Origin of the sequence: Streptomyces sp. NBC_01317 (genome assembly GCF_035961655.1) — a bacterium.
Classification (GTDB): Bacteria; Actinomycetota; Actinomycetes; order Streptomycetales; family Streptomycetaceae; genus Streptomyces.
The window spans coordinates 1,236,300-1,249,197 of the sequence record NZ_CP108393.1 but is presented as its reverse complement, the minus strand read 5'-3'; the positions used below and the strand labels follow the sequence as shown (position 1 = coordinate 1,249,197).

The 12,898-nt window shown below is 72.4% G+C and carries 15 protein-coding genes and 1 pseudogene; 6 read left to right on the top strand and 10 right to left on the bottom strand.

Features of this window, described 5'->3' with window-relative positions:
• Nucleotides 1-5: 5 nt before the first annotated feature.
• Both OG349_RS05330 and OG349_RS05325 read right to left on the bottom strand, forming a co-directional pair.
• Nucleotides 6-449 carry a hypothetical protein gene (locus OG349_RS05330; RefSeq protein WP_442806203.1) on the bottom strand — a complete coding sequence of 148 codons (444 nt, stop codon included), beginning with the start codon at nucleotides 447-449 and terminating at the stop codon, nucleotides 6-8.
• A 212-nt stretch (nucleotides 450-661) separates the two neighbouring features.
• Nucleotides 662-1,117 (bottom strand): annotated as a pseudogene (locus tag OG349_RS05325) (ATP-binding protein); the annotation flags it as partial.
• A gap of 208 nt (nucleotides 1,118-1,325) precedes the next feature.
• On the opposite strand from OG349_RS05325, the gene OG349_RS05320 reads away from it, so the two are divergent.
• From OG349_RS05320 to OG349_RS05310, 3 genes are all read left to right on the top strand, one after another.
• The gene (locus tag OG349_RS05320) at nucleotides 1,326-2,189 is read left to right on the top strand and encodes a helix-turn-helix domain-containing protein (protein ID WP_327233477.1); all 864 of its coding nucleotides are present in this window, start codon (nucleotides 1,326-1,328) and stop codon (nucleotides 2,187-2,189) included.
• Entirely contained in the window at nucleotides 2,190-2,426 is a 237-nt protein-coding gene (locus tag OG349_RS05315) for a DUF397 domain-containing protein (RefSeq protein WP_161312563.1), read from the top strand.
• Between the two features lie 124 nt (nucleotides 2,427-2,550).
• Nucleotides 2,551-3,351, top strand: coding sequence for an SAM-dependent methyltransferase (locus tag OG349_RS05310; protein WP_327233476.1), 801 nt, complete (start codon nucleotides 2,551-2,553; stop codon nucleotides 3,349-3,351).
• Between the two features lie 154 nt (nucleotides 3,352-3,505).
• Here OG349_RS05310 and OG349_RS05305 read toward each other — a convergent pair whose 3' ends face one another.
• The 5 genes from OG349_RS05305 to OG349_RS05285 form a co-directional block, all read right to left on the bottom strand.
• Complete coding sequence (locus OG349_RS05305) at nucleotides 3,506-4,876, bottom strand: 6-phospho-beta-glucosidase (RefSeq protein WP_327233475.1); 1,371 nt, start codon at nucleotides 4,874-4,876, stop codon at nucleotides 3,506-3,508.
• Between the two features lie 73 nt (nucleotides 4,877-4,949).
• On the bottom strand, nucleotides 4,950-6,668 hold the full coding sequence (araD, locus tag OG349_RS05300) for an L-arabinonate dehydratase (RefSeq protein WP_442806364.1): 1,719 nt from the start codon (nucleotides 6,666-6,668) through the stop codon (nucleotides 4,950-4,952).
• Nucleotides 6,665-7,600 carry a dihydrodipicolinate synthase family protein gene (locus tag OG349_RS05295; protein ID WP_327238456.1) on the bottom strand — a complete coding sequence of 312 codons (936 nt, stop codon included), beginning with the start codon at nucleotides 7,598-7,600 and terminating at the stop codon, nucleotides 6,665-6,667. The genes araD and OG349_RS05295 overlap by 4 nt, the downstream gene beginning before the upstream one ends.
• Before the next feature lie 5 nt (nucleotides 7,601-7,605).
• Nucleotides 7,606-8,277 (bottom strand): GntR family transcriptional regulator, encoded by a 672-nt coding sequence (locus tag OG349_RS05290; protein ID WP_327233473.1) that lies wholly within the window; start codon nucleotides 8,275-8,277, stop codon nucleotides 7,606-7,608.
• 144 nt (nucleotides 8,278-8,421) lie between these two features.
• Nucleotides 8,422-8,811: a cupin domain-containing protein gene (locus OG349_RS05285; protein ID WP_327233472.1), complete on the bottom strand. Its 390-nt coding sequence runs from the start codon at nucleotides 8,809-8,811 to the stop codon at nucleotides 8,422-8,424.
• Between the two features lie 51 nt (nucleotides 8,812-8,862).
• Between OG349_RS05285 and OG349_RS05280 the strand changes: the two genes are divergently transcribed.
• The 3 genes from OG349_RS05280 to OG349_RS05270 all read left to right on the top strand — a co-directional run bounded on the left by OG349_RS05280 (nucleotide 8,863) and on the right by OG349_RS05270 (nucleotide 10,700).
• The gene (locus OG349_RS05280) at nucleotides 8,863-9,825 is read left to right on the top strand and encodes a helix-turn-helix domain-containing protein (protein WP_327233471.1); all 963 of its coding nucleotides are present in this window, start codon (nucleotides 8,863-8,865) and stop codon (nucleotides 9,823-9,825) included.
• Nucleotides 9,826-9,896: 71 nt separating this feature from the next.
• Nucleotides 9,897-10,352: a YchJ family protein gene (locus OG349_RS05275; protein ID WP_327233470.1), complete on the top strand. Its 456-nt coding sequence runs from the start codon at nucleotides 9,897-9,899 to the stop codon at nucleotides 10,350-10,352.
• 27 nt (nucleotides 10,353-10,379) lie between these two features.
• The gene (locus tag OG349_RS05270) at nucleotides 10,380-10,700 is read left to right on the top strand and encodes a DUF6191 domain-containing protein (protein ID WP_327233469.1); all 321 of its coding nucleotides are present in this window, start codon (nucleotides 10,380-10,382) and stop codon (nucleotides 10,698-10,700) included.
• Here the strand turns inward: OG349_RS05270 and OG349_RS05265 are convergent.
• From OG349_RS05265 to OG349_RS05255, 3 genes are read right to left on the bottom strand one after another with little or no spacing between them, the layout of a single operon-like run.
• Nucleotides 10,672-11,454, bottom strand: coding sequence for a class I SAM-dependent methyltransferase (locus OG349_RS05265; RefSeq protein WP_327233468.1), 783 nt, complete (start codon nucleotides 11,452-11,454; stop codon nucleotides 10,672-10,674). The two genes, OG349_RS05270 and OG349_RS05265, sit on opposite strands and share 29 nt — an antisense overlap.
• Before the next feature lie 2 nt (nucleotides 11,455-11,456).
• A complete protein-coding gene (locus tag OG349_RS05260) occupies nucleotides 11,457-12,128 on the bottom strand; it encodes a TIGR04282 family arsenosugar biosynthesis glycosyltransferase (protein WP_327238455.1) in 672 nt (223 codons plus the stop codon).
• A 14-nt stretch (nucleotides 12,129-12,142) separates the two neighbouring features.
• On the bottom strand, nucleotides 12,143-12,898 hold the full coding sequence (locus tag OG349_RS05255) for a glycosyltransferase family 2 protein (protein ID WP_327233467.1): 756 nt from the start codon (nucleotides 12,896-12,898) through the stop codon (nucleotides 12,143-12,145).

Sequence of the window (12,898 nt, the reverse complement as noted above, 5' to 3'; positions counted from 1 at the left end):
CGTTCCTACTGCGCCGCCACCGTCCCCGTGTCCTGCGCCCGCGCCTCGCGCCCCCACGCGGGAGTCGTGCCCGCCAGCTGGCACACCATCAGATAGAACGGGATCGGCGGGGTGTACGGCGACGGGGAGTCCGGCCAGTGGATCAGCCGGGGATGCTCCGCCGGTACGTTCGTCCCCACCACGTACCGCGCCGGAGCGGGCCACTTCAGATCGAGGTCGGAGCCGGACGGCACGATCCACCACCACCAGTCGGTGTCGGCGAAGACGCAGCCCGTCCTGGGCAGCCGGGCCAGCAGCCGGAAGCCGTGGCGCGCCGGGACGCCCACCGCGTCACAGCCCAGCGAGGCGGGCAGGGCGGCGGGCAGGGCCAGTTCCACCCGGCCGCCGGTGTGGTCGGGAAGGTCGCCGCGCAGCCCACGGGAGAGCCGGTGCAGCGCCGTCCTCAGCACATCGGCTCCGACGCGCGGCCGGGCCAGGCCGGCCGTACCCGCCGTACAGCTCCGTGCGGGACATCGGAGCGCGACTGGTCGGAGTGCGACAGCTCGGCGGGACGCAGCTCGGCGGAACGCAGGTCCGAAGGCCGCAGCTCCGAAGACCGCAGCTCCGCGGGTCGCAGGTCGGCAGGCGCGGCCCGCACGTCGGTACGTGGCAACGCGTGCGGCGGCGGCGACGCCGAATGCGGCAGCTCCGCCCAGACCACGCGCCCAGGACCGTATCCCGACGTGTCGTGGGCCCCCCAGCCCGTACACAGGGAATCGATCAGGAAGAGTCCGCGGCCGCCCTCGTCGTCCGAGTGCGGGTGCATCTGGGGCCCGGTCGGGCCGTACCCCTGGTCCTCCACCGCTATCCGCAGGTGACCCTCGCCCTCCCGTATCTCACAGACGACGTGGTCCCCGGCCGCGTGCACGACCGCGTTGGTCACCAGCTCGGACACGACGAGGATCGCGGTCTGGCAGGTGTCGTCGTCCATCCCCCAACGGTCGAGCCGCTCCGCGGTCAGTTTCCTGGCCCGGCCGACCGACTCCGCGCGGGCCGGCAATTCGAATCCGTAACGCCGGACAACGTTGCCAGGCCGCTGGGTGATGAGCTGGGGGGTGGGCGCGTTACCAGGTGCCACGACCGATTCCTAACGGTGGGGAGCCGGCAGACGCGCTCAAGACCTCTCCCGTGGCAAGGCGCGGCGACCGTGTGAACTGGTTCACCCCACCACTGTCCACCCGTCGGAGACACTTGGCAAGTAGCACTCTGAATTTTCCAGAGTGCCGTGTTCTTCGTGCTCCGGGCATGGCACACTGCTGGCATCCGTGCATGGGGAGGTCCCAAAAGTGAGTGAACCGCGGTCAGCCCCGACCGTGGGTCAGGTCGTCCTCGGCAGACGTCTCCAGGACCTGCGCGAGCGTTCCGGGCTCAAACGCGAGGAAGCCGCCAAGCTTCTGCGCGTCGCCCCGGCGACGATTCGCAGGATGGAGACCGCCGAGGTCACTCTCAAGATTCCCTACGTACAGGTACTGCTCAAGGCTTACGGAATCAACGACGCGGAGGCCGAGGCCTTCGTCGAGCTCACGGAGGAGGCGAACAAGCCCGGCTGGTGGCAGCGGTTCCACGACATCCTGCCGGACTGGTTCAGCATGTACGTCAGCCTGGAGGGCGCCGCTGCCCTCCTGAGGACGTACGAGCCGCATTTTGTCCCCGGACTGCTCCAGACCGAGGACTACGCACGATCCGTCATGCGGGCCGGCGCCGTGGGGCAGGCCAGGCCCGAGGACATCGAGCGCCACGTCGCGCTCCGTATGGAACGCCAGTCGCTGCTCACCCGTCCCGACGCGCCCAGATTCTGGGTCATCATGGACGAGACGGTGCTGCGGCGCCCGGTGGGCGACAGTCCGGAGATCATGCGGGAGCAGATCGACCGGCTGCTCGACACGTCCGCCCTGCCCAACGTGACCCTCCAGATCGCGGAGTTCTCGAGCGGACACCATCCCGGTACGTACGGGCCGTTCGTGATCTTCCGCTTCGCCGTACCGGAGCTGCCCGACATGGTCTACAGCGAGTACCTGACCGGCGCCGTCTACCTCGACGCGCGACCCGAGGTGGCCACTCACCTGGAGGTCATGGACCGGATGGCGGCCCAGGCCGCCACTGCACCACGCACGAAGGAGATCCTCCGGGATGTCCGCAAGGAGCTGTGAATGGATCCCATATACAACGGCATGCCGGCCGCCGACCTCGGCGCCGAAGGCTGGCACAAGCCGTGGAGCGGCGGCAACGGCGGCAACTGCATCGAGGCCATGAAGCTGGCCGACGGCAGGGTCGCGGTGCGCCAGTCCGCCGACCCTGACGGCCCCGCACTGATCTACACCACCGGAGAGATCGCCGCTTTCATCCAGGGCGCCAAGTCGGGCCAGGCGGACTTCCTGCTCACCTGAACCGCGTCCGTTCACCGTTCCCGCCCGGCCCGCACGTCCCGACCGAAGTCCAGACTCACCGTCCGAAGTCCCCGCTCACAGACCGCAGTTCCCGCTCACAGACCCTGAGACTCATGGAGCGCACATGACCGGGCACGACGCCATCGACACCACCAGGCCCCACCCGGCCCGGGTGTACGACTGGCTTCTCGGCGGCAAGGACAACTATCCGGTCGACGAGCAGATGGCGCAGCAACTGCTCGCCCTGGACGCCAGAGCGCCGGAGATGGCCCGCGTCAACCGGGCCTTCATGCACCGCGCCACACGCTGGCTCGGCATGACGGGCGGGGTGCGGCAGTATCTCGACATCGGTACGGGCATCCCGACCGCGCCCAATCTCCACCAGATCGCCCAGGAGGTCGCCCCCGACTCCCGGATCGTCTACACGGACAACGACCCGATCGTCCTCCGGCACGCGGAAGCCCTGCTCCGCAGCACCCCGGAGGGCGTGACGGAGTATGTCCAGGCCGACGCGCGGGAGCCCAGTGCCATCATCGAGGCGGCCGGCAAGAGCCTTGACCTGAGCAGGCCGGTGGCGCTCTCGCTGATCGCACTGCTCCACTTCATCTCGGACGAGGACGGGGCGCACGATCTGGTGCGCGCCCTCCTCGCCCCTCTCGCACCCGGCAGTTACCTGGTCCTGTCCCATGTCACCGGCGACTTCGCGCCGGAGACGTCGGACCGGGCGCGCGAGCTGTACAAGGAGCGGGGCCTCACGCTGGTCCCGCGCACGCGTGACGAGTTCGCGGCCTTCTTCGACGGGCTCGAACTGGTCGGGCCGGGTGTTTCCCTTGCCACGGACTGGCGTCCCGAGCTGGGTGAGGTCGTCCCTCTCTCCGGCGACGGGCCCATCCCCGGATACGCGGGCGTGGCACGCAAACCGTAAGTGGGTGGGGTACGGGCGGGTGGCGCCGCAGCACTTTTCAGGTGCGCTGCGGCGCCTCGCGCGTCTCCTCCCGTCCGCAGGGGACTGGCGCCGGTCTTGGGGGACCGGCGCCAGTCCCGTCAGTTCTTCTTCCGGTCCCGTTCTCCCGGCCCCGTCAGCCCCGCAGGTACGCCAGCCCGGGATGGACGTCCGTGTAGGCGTCGAGCAGCCGCCGGGCCACGGCGACCGAGTCGACCAGCGGATGCAGCGCGAACGCGCGTACCGCGTCCTCGCGTGATCCGCTCTCCGCCGCCGCCAGCACCGCCCGTTCCACCGCCTTGACCGACGTCACCAGACCCACCGCGTGGTACGGCAGCGGATCGACCGACACCGGATGCGCGCCGTTCGCGTCGACCAGGCAGGGCACTTCGATGACGGCGTCCGCGTCCAGCACCGACAGAGTGGTGCGGTTGCGGACGTTGAGGATCAGGGTCGCGCTCTCGTTCCGCGCCACGGCCCGCATCAGGGCGAGCGCGACCTGTTCGTACCCGCCCGACCCCAGGTCCTCGTCGTCCCGTTCACCGACCCCGGCGGCGTCACGGTTGGCCGCCATGTACGTCGCCTCACGGTCGGCGAGGGTACGGTGCCACGCGCCGAGTGCCGACCCGTCACCGCCGACAGCGCCGCCGGTGCCGCCGTGGTCCGCCAACTCCGCGTAGAACCCGGCCTGCTGGTCCCGCAGATACGCGCCGCGTGTCCGCTCGGCGCCCTGATAGGCGCGTACGGCCTCGCGGTTGAAGTAGTAGTAGTGCAGATACTCGTTCGGGATCGCACCGATCGACCGCAGCCAGTCGGGACCGAAGAGCTTGCCCTCCTCGAAGGAGCCCAGCAGCTCCGGATCGGCGAGCAGCCGGGGCAGGTGGTCGCGGCCCCCCGCCCACAGCCCGCGCAGCCAGCCCAGATGGTTCAGCCCCACGTAGTCGAACCACGCCCGGTCCGGGTCCACCCCGAGCACCCGGGCGACCCGCCGGCCCAGGCCGACGGGGGAGTCGCAGATACCGATGACCCGGTCACCGAGCACCCGGGACATCGCCTCCGTCACCAGCCCGGCCGGATTGGTGAAGTTGATGACCCAGGCGTCCGGGGCCAGCGCCGCCACCCGCCGCGCGATGTCCACCGCGACCGGAACGGTCCGCAGCCCGTACGCGATCCCGCCCGCCCCGACCGTCTCCTGCCCGAGCACCCCCTCCGCCAGCGCCACCCGCTCGTCGGCCGCGCGCCCCTCCAGACCGCCCACCCGGATCGCGGAGAACACGAAGTCCGTGCCGCGCAGGGCGTCGTCCAGGTCGGTGGTGACGGTGACCTCCGGCGCGTCCGCCACCCCGTCGGCCTGCTCGGCCAGCACCCGCGCGACGGCCCCGAGCCGGGCCGCGTCCACGTCGTACAGCGTGACGCGGTCGACCCGGCCCTCCGCGCGGTCGCGGAGCAGCGCCCCGTACACCAGCGGCACCCGGAAACCGCCCCCGCCCAGAATCGTCAGCCTCATACCCGGTCCGCCTCCACCTCGGTCGCCTGCATGGACCGATCATCCACGAAACGGCCCACGCGGTACGCGACCCTCACCCCGCGTAGGGCTCCGGCACCGCCCCCTCCCGGGACAGGAAGTCGAAGTCGCAGCCCGTGTCGGCCTGCGTGATGTGCTCGGTGTAGAGCGCCCCGTACCCCCGGCCGTATCGCGGCGGTGGTGCGACCCACTCCGCGCGCCGCCGCGCCAGCTCCTCGTCGGACACCTCCAGCCGCAGTGAGCGGGCCGCCACGTCGAGTGTGATCAGGTCGCCGGTACGGACGAGGGCGAGCGGGCCCCCGACGTACGACTCGGGCGCGATGTGCAGCACACACGCGCCGTAACTCGTGCCGCTCATGCGGGCGTCGGAGATCCATACCATGTCCCGCACCCCCTGCTTGAGGAGATGGTCCGGGATCGGCAGCATGCCGTACTCGGGCATCCCGGGGCCGCCCTTGGGGCCCGCGCCGCGCAGCACGAGCACATGCCCGGCCGTGATGCCGAGCGCGGGATCGTCGATGGTGCGCTGCATCGTGCGGTAGTCGTCGAAGACCACGGCCGGACCGGTGTGGCGGAGCAGCGCCGGATCGGCGGCGATGTGCTTGATCACCGCACCGTCGGGGCAGAGGTTGCCGCGCAGGACCGCCACCCCGCCCTCGTCCGCGAGGGGACGGTCGCGCGGGCGGATCACCTCCGGGTTGTGGACCACCGCGCCCGCCAACTGGGCCCGCAGGGTGGGGTGTGCCACCGTCGGCCGGTCCAGATGCAGCAGATCCGTCACCTGCCCCAGGAAGGCGGGGAGTCCGCCCGCGAAGTGGAAGTCCTCCATCAAGTACCGCCCGCCGGGCCGCAGATCGGCCAGCACGGGGACCGTACGGGCGATCCGGTCGAAGTCGTCCAGCGTGAGCCGTACCCCGCTGCGCCCCGCCATGGCGATCAGATGGATGACGGCGTTGGTCGAACCACCCAGCGCCAGCACGGTGGTGACGGCATCCTCGTACGCCTCCCGCGTCAGCACCCGCGACAGCGTGAGGTCCCGCCCCACGAGGTCCACGATCAGCCGGCCCGACGCGGCGGCCATCCGCTCGTGGCCGGAGTCCACGGCCGGTACGGACGACGCGCCGGGCACGGTCACGCCCAGCGCCTCGGCCGCCGCCGTCAGGGTGGAGGCGGTGCCCATCGTCATGCAGTGGCCGGGGGAGCGCGCCAAGCCGCTTTCCAGCTCGTCCAGTTCACGGTCCCCGATCAGACCGGCCCGCCGGTCGTCCCAGTACTTCCACATGTCCGTCCCGGAGCCCAGCACCTGGTCGCGCCAGTGGCCCGGCAGCATCGGCCCGGCGGGCACGAACACGGCCGGCAGATCCACACTGGCCGCGCCCATCAGCAGGGCGGGTGTGGTCTTGTCGCAGCCGCCCATCAGGACCGCGCCGTCCACGGGGTACGAGCGCAGCAACTCCTCGGTCTCCAGGGCGAGAAGGTTGCGATAGAGCATGGGGGTCGGCTTCTGGAACGTCTCCGACAGGGTGGAGACGGGGAACTCCAGCGGGAAGCCACCCGCCTGCCACACCCCCCGCTTCACCGCCTGCGCGCGCTCGCGAAGGTGGACATGGCAGGGGTTGATGTCGCTCCAGGTGTTGAGGATCGCGACGACCGGCTTGCCGAGGTGCTCCTCGGGAAGGTAGCCGAGCTGGCGGGTGCGGGCGCGGTGGCTGAACGACCGCAGCCCGTCCGTCCCGTACCACTGATGGCTGCGCAGTTCGTGCGGGGCCTTCACACGCCCCACGCCCTCACGAGCGCCGCGACCTCCGCGCGGGTCCCGGCGGGCAGGGAACTGCTCGGTGGCCGTACGTCACGGCGGCAGAGACCGAGCACGGCGAGGGCCTCCTTGACGACGGACACGTTGTCGGCGGAGTGCCGGGCGGCGCGCAGCTCCTCGAACGGGCGGATCCGCTCGCAGACCTCCCGCGCGGCCCCGGCGTCACCGGCGCGCAGGGCGGCGAGCAGGGCGAGGGACAGGTCCGGCGCCACGTTGACCAGACCGGAGGTGAAGCCGGTGGCGCCGCCGGCCCAGTAGGCGGGGGCGTACAGCTCGGCGAGCCCGGCGACCCATACGAAGCGGTCGGGGCCGGTGCCGCCGGTCCCGCCGGTGGCGTCCCGGCCGGCGTCCTGGGCGAAGGAGGAGAAGCGGGTCGCGTCGGGGACCGCGTACTTCACCCCCACGACGTTGGGACACAGCGCCCCGAGCCGGGCCAGCGCCCCGGCCGTGATCCGCGGATCGCGGATGTACGGGACAACCCCGAGCCCGGGGACGGCATCGGCGACGGTCCGCTGGTACGCGACCCATCCGTCCTGCGAGACGTACGGATGAACGGGCTGATGGACCATGACCATCGACGCCCCGGCGTCCCCGGCGTGCCGGGCGGCGGCCACCGCCGAGGCCAGGTCGAGGCCCACCCCGACGACCACCTCGGCACGGTCACCGACCTCCGCCACGGTCAACTCCACCACCAGCAGGCGCTCTTCGGGGGAGAGGGCGTAGAACTCGCCGGTGTTCCCGTTCGGCGTGACGGTCCGTACCCCCGCGTCCAGCAGCCGGCGCAGCAGCGCGTGGTACGCGCCGGTGTCGAGGCGTCCGTCGGCGGCGAAGGGGGTCACGGGGATGGCCACGACGTCGGCGAGCGCGGCCCGGACGCGGGAGAAGTCCACGGTGGTCACGCTTCCCCCTCCGACCACGAGGCCACATCCCCCGCCCCGGCCGGGAAGGCTCCCCGGACGAAGCGGTCGATGTGGCCGTGGAGCGCCCGCGCCGCGCCGTCCGCGTCGCCCGCGCGCGCCAGGCGCAGGATGTCGCGGTGCTCGGCCGCCTCGCGCTCCCACGTGGCGTCGGCGGACCAGGCGACCGTGGCCACCAGCGCGGCCTGGTCGCTGACCTCGTCCAGCATCCGTACCAGCAGCGGATTGCCGCACGAGACGTGCAGCGCGCGGTGGAAGTCCCGGTTGGCGAGGGACCGTTCGGCCGCGTCGGCGGCGGCCCCCGCCCGTACCAGCGCGTCCGCCGCCGCGTCGAACGGAGCCGCCGCGACGACGGAGCGCCGCAGCGCCTCCGGCTCCAGCAGCAGCCGTACGTCGTACACCTCACGCGCCATCGCCGCGTCGACCGTACGGACAGTGACGCCCTTGTACTGGCTCATCACCACCAGGCCGCTGCCCGCGAGCGTCTTCAGCGCCTCGCGGACGGGGGTCTTGGAGACGCCGAACCGCGCGGCCAGGTCCGCCTCCACGAGCGGCTGCCCCGGTGGCAGCCCGCCGGTCAGGATGTGGTGTCTGACGGCCTCCAGCACAAACTGCGTACGGGAGGGGATCGGGACCGGCGTGAAGACCATGGGCGCTCCTCGCTCAACTCACGGATCGTGACTCATATATGACGTATGAAGTACGACGGAGAGGGAGGCTAGGCCGAGGACGCGACGCCGTCAATGGCGCGCGGGTCGCACGGGTCGCACGGGTCGCACAGGGCGCACGGGGCGTCAGAGGGCGTGCCCCACCGTCACGTCCACCTGGTCCGGGACCTCCTCGTGCTGATCGCCCACCGACAGCGTGCCGGTCGGCTCGAACAGCAGGATCGACGCGCCCCGCTCCGAGGACGGCTTGTGCCAGGTGCCGCGCGGGACGACGAACACCGATCCACGGGCGAGGGCGACGGTCCGCTCGGCGCCGTCCTCGCGCAGGGCGATGAGCAGCTCACCGTCGAGGACCTGGAAGAACTCGTCGGTGTTCTCGTGGACGTGCCACACGTGCTCGCCCGCGACCTTCGCGACACGCACGTCGTAGTCGTTGACGCGCGTGACGATGCGGGGGCTCCAGAGGGCGTCGAAGGAGTCGAGGGCGGTGCTCAGTGCGAGCGGTTCGGTAGTCATGCGTCCATCGTCGTTCTGGTGCCGGAGGAGCGAAAGTGCTAGGAATCGCACATGGCGCAAGATTTCTCGCATCGGGTGGTCATGATCGTCGCGGAGGGCTCGAACCCCTTCGAGATGGGCGTGGCGACGGAGCTGTTCGGCCTGGCCCGGCCGGAGCTGGACACGTCCTGGTACGACTTCGAGCTGTGCGCGGAGAGCCCGTCGGTCACGATGCACTCGGGGTTCTTCCAGCTGTCCGGGGTGTCCGGGCTCGAAGCGGTCGACCGGGCGGACACCGTGATCGTCCCGAACCGCCCGGATCCCGGGAACGACCCCTCGCCTGCGGTCCTGGACGCGGTACGCCGGGCCGCGGCGCGCGGCGCCCGCCTGGCGAGCTTCTGCACGGGCTCTTTCGTCCTGGCGGCGGCGGGGGTGCTGGACGGGCGGCGGGCGACGACCCACTGGCGCTGGGCGGACCTGTTCGCGGAGCGGTTCCCCGCCGTACGGCTCGATCCGGACGTCCTCTTCGTCGACGAGGGGGACGTCGTCACGGCGGCGGGCAGCGCGGCCGCGCTCGACGCGTGCCTCCAGTTGATCAGGAACGACCACGGGGCGCGGACGGCCGTCGCGGTGAGCCGCCGGCTGGTCTTCGCGCTGCACCGCGACGGGGGCCAGCAGCAGTTCGTGGAACAGCCACTCCCCGAGGTCCCCGACACCTCCCTCTCCCCCCTGCTGACCTGGGCGGCGACCCGCCTGGCGGCCCCGCTCACCACGGCGGACCTGGCAGCCCGCGCGACGATCAGCCAGGCCACCCTGCACCGCCGCTTCCGCACCCAGCTGGGCACGACCCCGCTCGCCTGGCTCACCACCCAGCGGGTGGCGCTGGCCTGCCGCCTGATGGAGGAGGGAGAGGTGCGCCTGGACCGGGTGGCCCGCCTGAGCGGCCTGGGCACGGCGGCGAACCTGAGATCCCAACTGAAGCGCCGTACGGGCCTGCCCCCTACGGCGTACCGCCACCGCTTCGCGCCCACGTGAGACGGGACCCGGCGCGCGCGTCCTGGGCGTGCACGTCCTGGGCGTGCACGTCCGCGAGGCAGAATGGGGACATGGCCCGACGCCCCCACCGCCAGGCGCGCCCCGCGCGCACCACGCCCGCCCCCTCCCCGGTCTCGCCCTCGACCGCCTCGCCCTGTCCCTGCGGCCGGCCCGCGTCGTACGGAGAGTGCTGTGGCCGCTACCACGTCGGTCCCGCCACCGCACCAACGGCCGAGGCGCTGATGCGGTCCCGCTACAGCGCGTTTGTCGTGCTGGACGCGTCGTACCTGCTCAGGACCTGGGATCCGGCCACCCGCCCCGACGGCCTCGAACTGGACCCCACCACCCGCTGGACCGGACTGGACATCCTGGAGACCACGGACGGCACCCCGTTCCACACCACGGGCACGGTCACCTTCCGCGCCTCGTACACCCAGCAGGGCCATCCGGGCGCCCTGCACGAACGCAGCCGCTTCACCCGCCACGACGGCGCCTGGGTGTACGCGGACGGCGCGTACCTGGACTAGAGGTCGTTTCCCCCCGGATACTGGCGTATGGAATTCCTTGTCTTCATGACCTTGCCCGGCCTGGTCATCCTGCTGACGGTGACGGCCTTCGCCGACCAACTGCTGCTTCGCGTAGGGCGAGCCGGTCTGCTGCCGTGGCGGAACAGCGTCAGGCAGGGGCAGATATCAGCGACCGGTTTCGAGCAGCTTCACGCGAGCTTCTCGCCGGGTAAGCAGAGCGAGTTGAAGGAGCGTCGGTCGGCGCTCATCCTGCGGGACGACGAGGAGGACGGGGCGCCGCCGAACCGGACCACGGTGGATCTGGACGGACGGACAGCGGTCATCCGCATGCCTCGGACCGGGCGGTAGGTTCTCCGTACGGCCTTGTCCCTGAGACTTCTTGACGCAGCGCCACAAACCGCCGCCCCTCCGCAGTCCACTGCTCGGCCGGGACCCAGCCGGTGGTACGGGCCCGGCGCACCAAGGCCCGCGCCCCGAGCCGGGACCAGTAGAACGCCTCTCCTGGCGCGCCGCTGCCGTTGTCCACCCGCACCCGCACCCGCTCGTCGAGATCCGGGTCGACCCCGGTGGGCGCGGTCTCCACGATCAGCGAGCCGCCCGGTTTCACGATCCCCGCGAGCCGCCGCAGCAGCGCCGACGGATCGCCGTCGATGCCGATGTTGCCGTCGATCAGCAGCGCCGTGTCCCAACCGCCCTCGCGGGGCAGCGGATCGAAGACCGACCTGAGCAGCGCGCTGCCGCCCCCGCGCACGGTGTGCGCCACGGCCGCCGGGCTGATGTCGATGCCGAGCGCGGTACGGCCCCGCGCGGCGAGCGCCGCGACCAGCCGGCCGGGGCCGCAGCCGATGTCGAGGACGGTGCCCCGGCAGCGCTCCAGCACGGTCAGATCGGCGCTGTCGGGTCCGCCGCACCACCGTTCCACCTCCAGCGGCAGCAGCCAGCCGTCGGAGCGGCGCAGGAAGAGCGGACCGCGCCCGGCGCGCAGCGCGTCCGTGTACGGGTCGGCGTGCCAGGGCGTGTCGGGGGTACGGCGCGGGCGGAGCGGAACGGCCGAACGGGGGACCGCGGCGGCGGACGGCGTACGGATCTCGGCAAGGCCCATGGTCAGCGCACCCCGGCCCGGGATGCCGGGGTGCCCGCCCCGGCGTCGGTGGCGGTTCGGGCATCGCCGCGCGCCCCCGTGACCCGCCCCAGCGCCGCCGCGAACCGGCTGGTCGGCGCCTCGGCCGCGACCAGCTCCGCGTCCTGCGCGGTGTCGACGTCCCGCAGGACCGGCAGGTTCCGTACCGCGAGCCCCGCCCCGGTCAGGCGGGCCCGCTGCACCGCCCCCGTCTCCGGTACGGACATCGGTACGCCCAGCAGCAGCGACGGATCCGGTACGGCGAGCCCGAGCGCCCAGAACCCCCCGTCGACCGCCGGTCCGAACCACGCGTCGCACCCCAGCCAGGCGTCCGGAGTGAGTGCCGGTTCCAACAGCTCGGGGGTGACCTGGGGGGTGTCCATCCCGATGAGCACGGCGGGCCCGCTACACCCGGCGAACGCGGCGGCGAGCCGCTCGTCCAGCCCGCCGGCCACCTGCGCGACCACGTCGACCCCGTCCGGCAGCCACGCGCCCGGCGCCCCGTCGAGGACCAGCACCCGGCGCCGCACGGGCGCGGCCAGGACGGCGGCCAGCGTGTCGCACAGCGCGGCCTCGGCCAGCGCGGCGGCCTCCTCGGCCAGGAAGGGCGGAGTGAGCCGCGTCTTGACACGCCCGGGTACGGGGGCCTTGGCCATCACCAGGATCGTGGTCACCGCGCACCCGCCCGCTCGTCACGCACGTCCTCCGAGACAACGGCCACCGCCGCTCCCGCAGCGGCCACCGCCCCCGGCTCCTGCGCCAGCACCGCGCGCATGTCGTGCACCGCCTGCCACGTCCCGCGCCACGTGCCCGTCACCTTCGACCTGCCCGTACGCGGCAGATACGGCACGTCCCGCTCCGTCACCCGCCAGCCCGCGTCCGCCGCGCGGACGACCATCTGGAGCGGATAGCCACTGCGCCGGTCCGTCAGCGACAGGTCCAGCAGCGCCTCCCGGCGCGCCGCCCGCATCGGGCCCAGGTCACGCAGCCGCAGGCCTGTTCTGCGGCGCAGCATCCCGGACAGCGCCATGTTCCCCGCCCTGGCGTGCGCCGGCCACGCCCCGCGGGTCTGCGGCCTGCGGCGCCCCAGCACCAGATCCGCCCGGCCGGCCGCCACCTCCGCCACAAACGCGGGCAGCAGGCCGGGATCGAGCGACGCGTCGCAGTCGCAGAAGCACACGAACTCCGCCTCGGCGGCGAGCAGTCCGGCGTGGCACGCGGCACCGAAGCCGCGCCGGGGTTCGTGCACGACGGTCGCGCCGAGCCCGGCGGCGATCTCCGCCGAGCCGTCGGCCGAGCCGTTGTCCACGACGATCGCCCGCCAGCCCGCGGGCAGCCGGTCCAGCACCCAGGGCAGGGCCCGGGCCTCGTCGAGACAGGGGAGTACGACGTCAACCGTCGTGGGGATCGAGTACGTCACGTCCAT

Excerpts from the sequence above, each read along its gene's own strand:
- OG349_RS05305 (WP_327233475.1), bottom strand. The coding sequence starts at position 4,876 with ATGAGGCTGACGATTCTGGGCGGGGGCGGTTTCCGGGTGCCGCTGGTG.
- OG349_RS05280 (WP_327233471.1), top strand. The coding sequence starts at position 8,863 with ATGGCGCAAGATTTCTCGCATCGGGTGGTCATGATCGTCGCGGAGGGC.
- OG349_RS05315 (WP_161312563.1), top strand. The coding sequence starts at position 2,190 with ATGGATCCCATATACAACGGCATGCCGGCCGCCGACCTCGGCGCCGAA.
- OG349_RS05255 (WP_327233467.1), bottom strand. The coding sequence starts at position 12,898 with ATGGACGTGACGTACTCGATCCCCACGACGGTTGACGTCGTACTCCCC.
- OG349_RS05285 (WP_327233472.1), bottom strand. The coding sequence starts at position 8,811 with ATGACTACCGAACCGCTCGCACTGAGCACCGCCCTCGACTCCTTCGAC.
- OG349_RS05270 (WP_327233469.1), top strand. The coding sequence starts at position 10,380 with ATGGAATTCCTTGTCTTCATGACCTTGCCCGGCCTGGTCATCCTGCTG.
- OG349_RS05275 (WP_327233470.1), top strand. The coding sequence starts at position 9,897 with ATGGCCCGACGCCCCCACCGCCAGGCGCGCCCCGCGCGCACCACGCCC.
- OG349_RS05310 (WP_327233476.1), top strand. The coding sequence starts at position 2,551 with ATGACCGGGCACGACGCCATCGACACCACCAGGCCCCACCCGGCCCGG.
- OG349_RS05290 (WP_327233473.1), bottom strand. The coding sequence starts at position 8,277 with ATGGTCTTCACGCCGGTCCCGATCCCCTCCCGTACGCAGTTTGTGCTG.
- OG349_RS05265 (WP_327233468.1), bottom strand. The coding sequence starts at position 11,454 with ATGGGCCTTGCCGAGATCCGTACGCCGTCCGCCGCCGCGGTCCCCCGT.
- OG349_RS05260 (WP_327238455.1), bottom strand. The coding sequence starts at position 12,128 with ATGGCCAAGGCCCCCGTACCCGGGCGTGTCAAGACGCGGCTCACTCCG.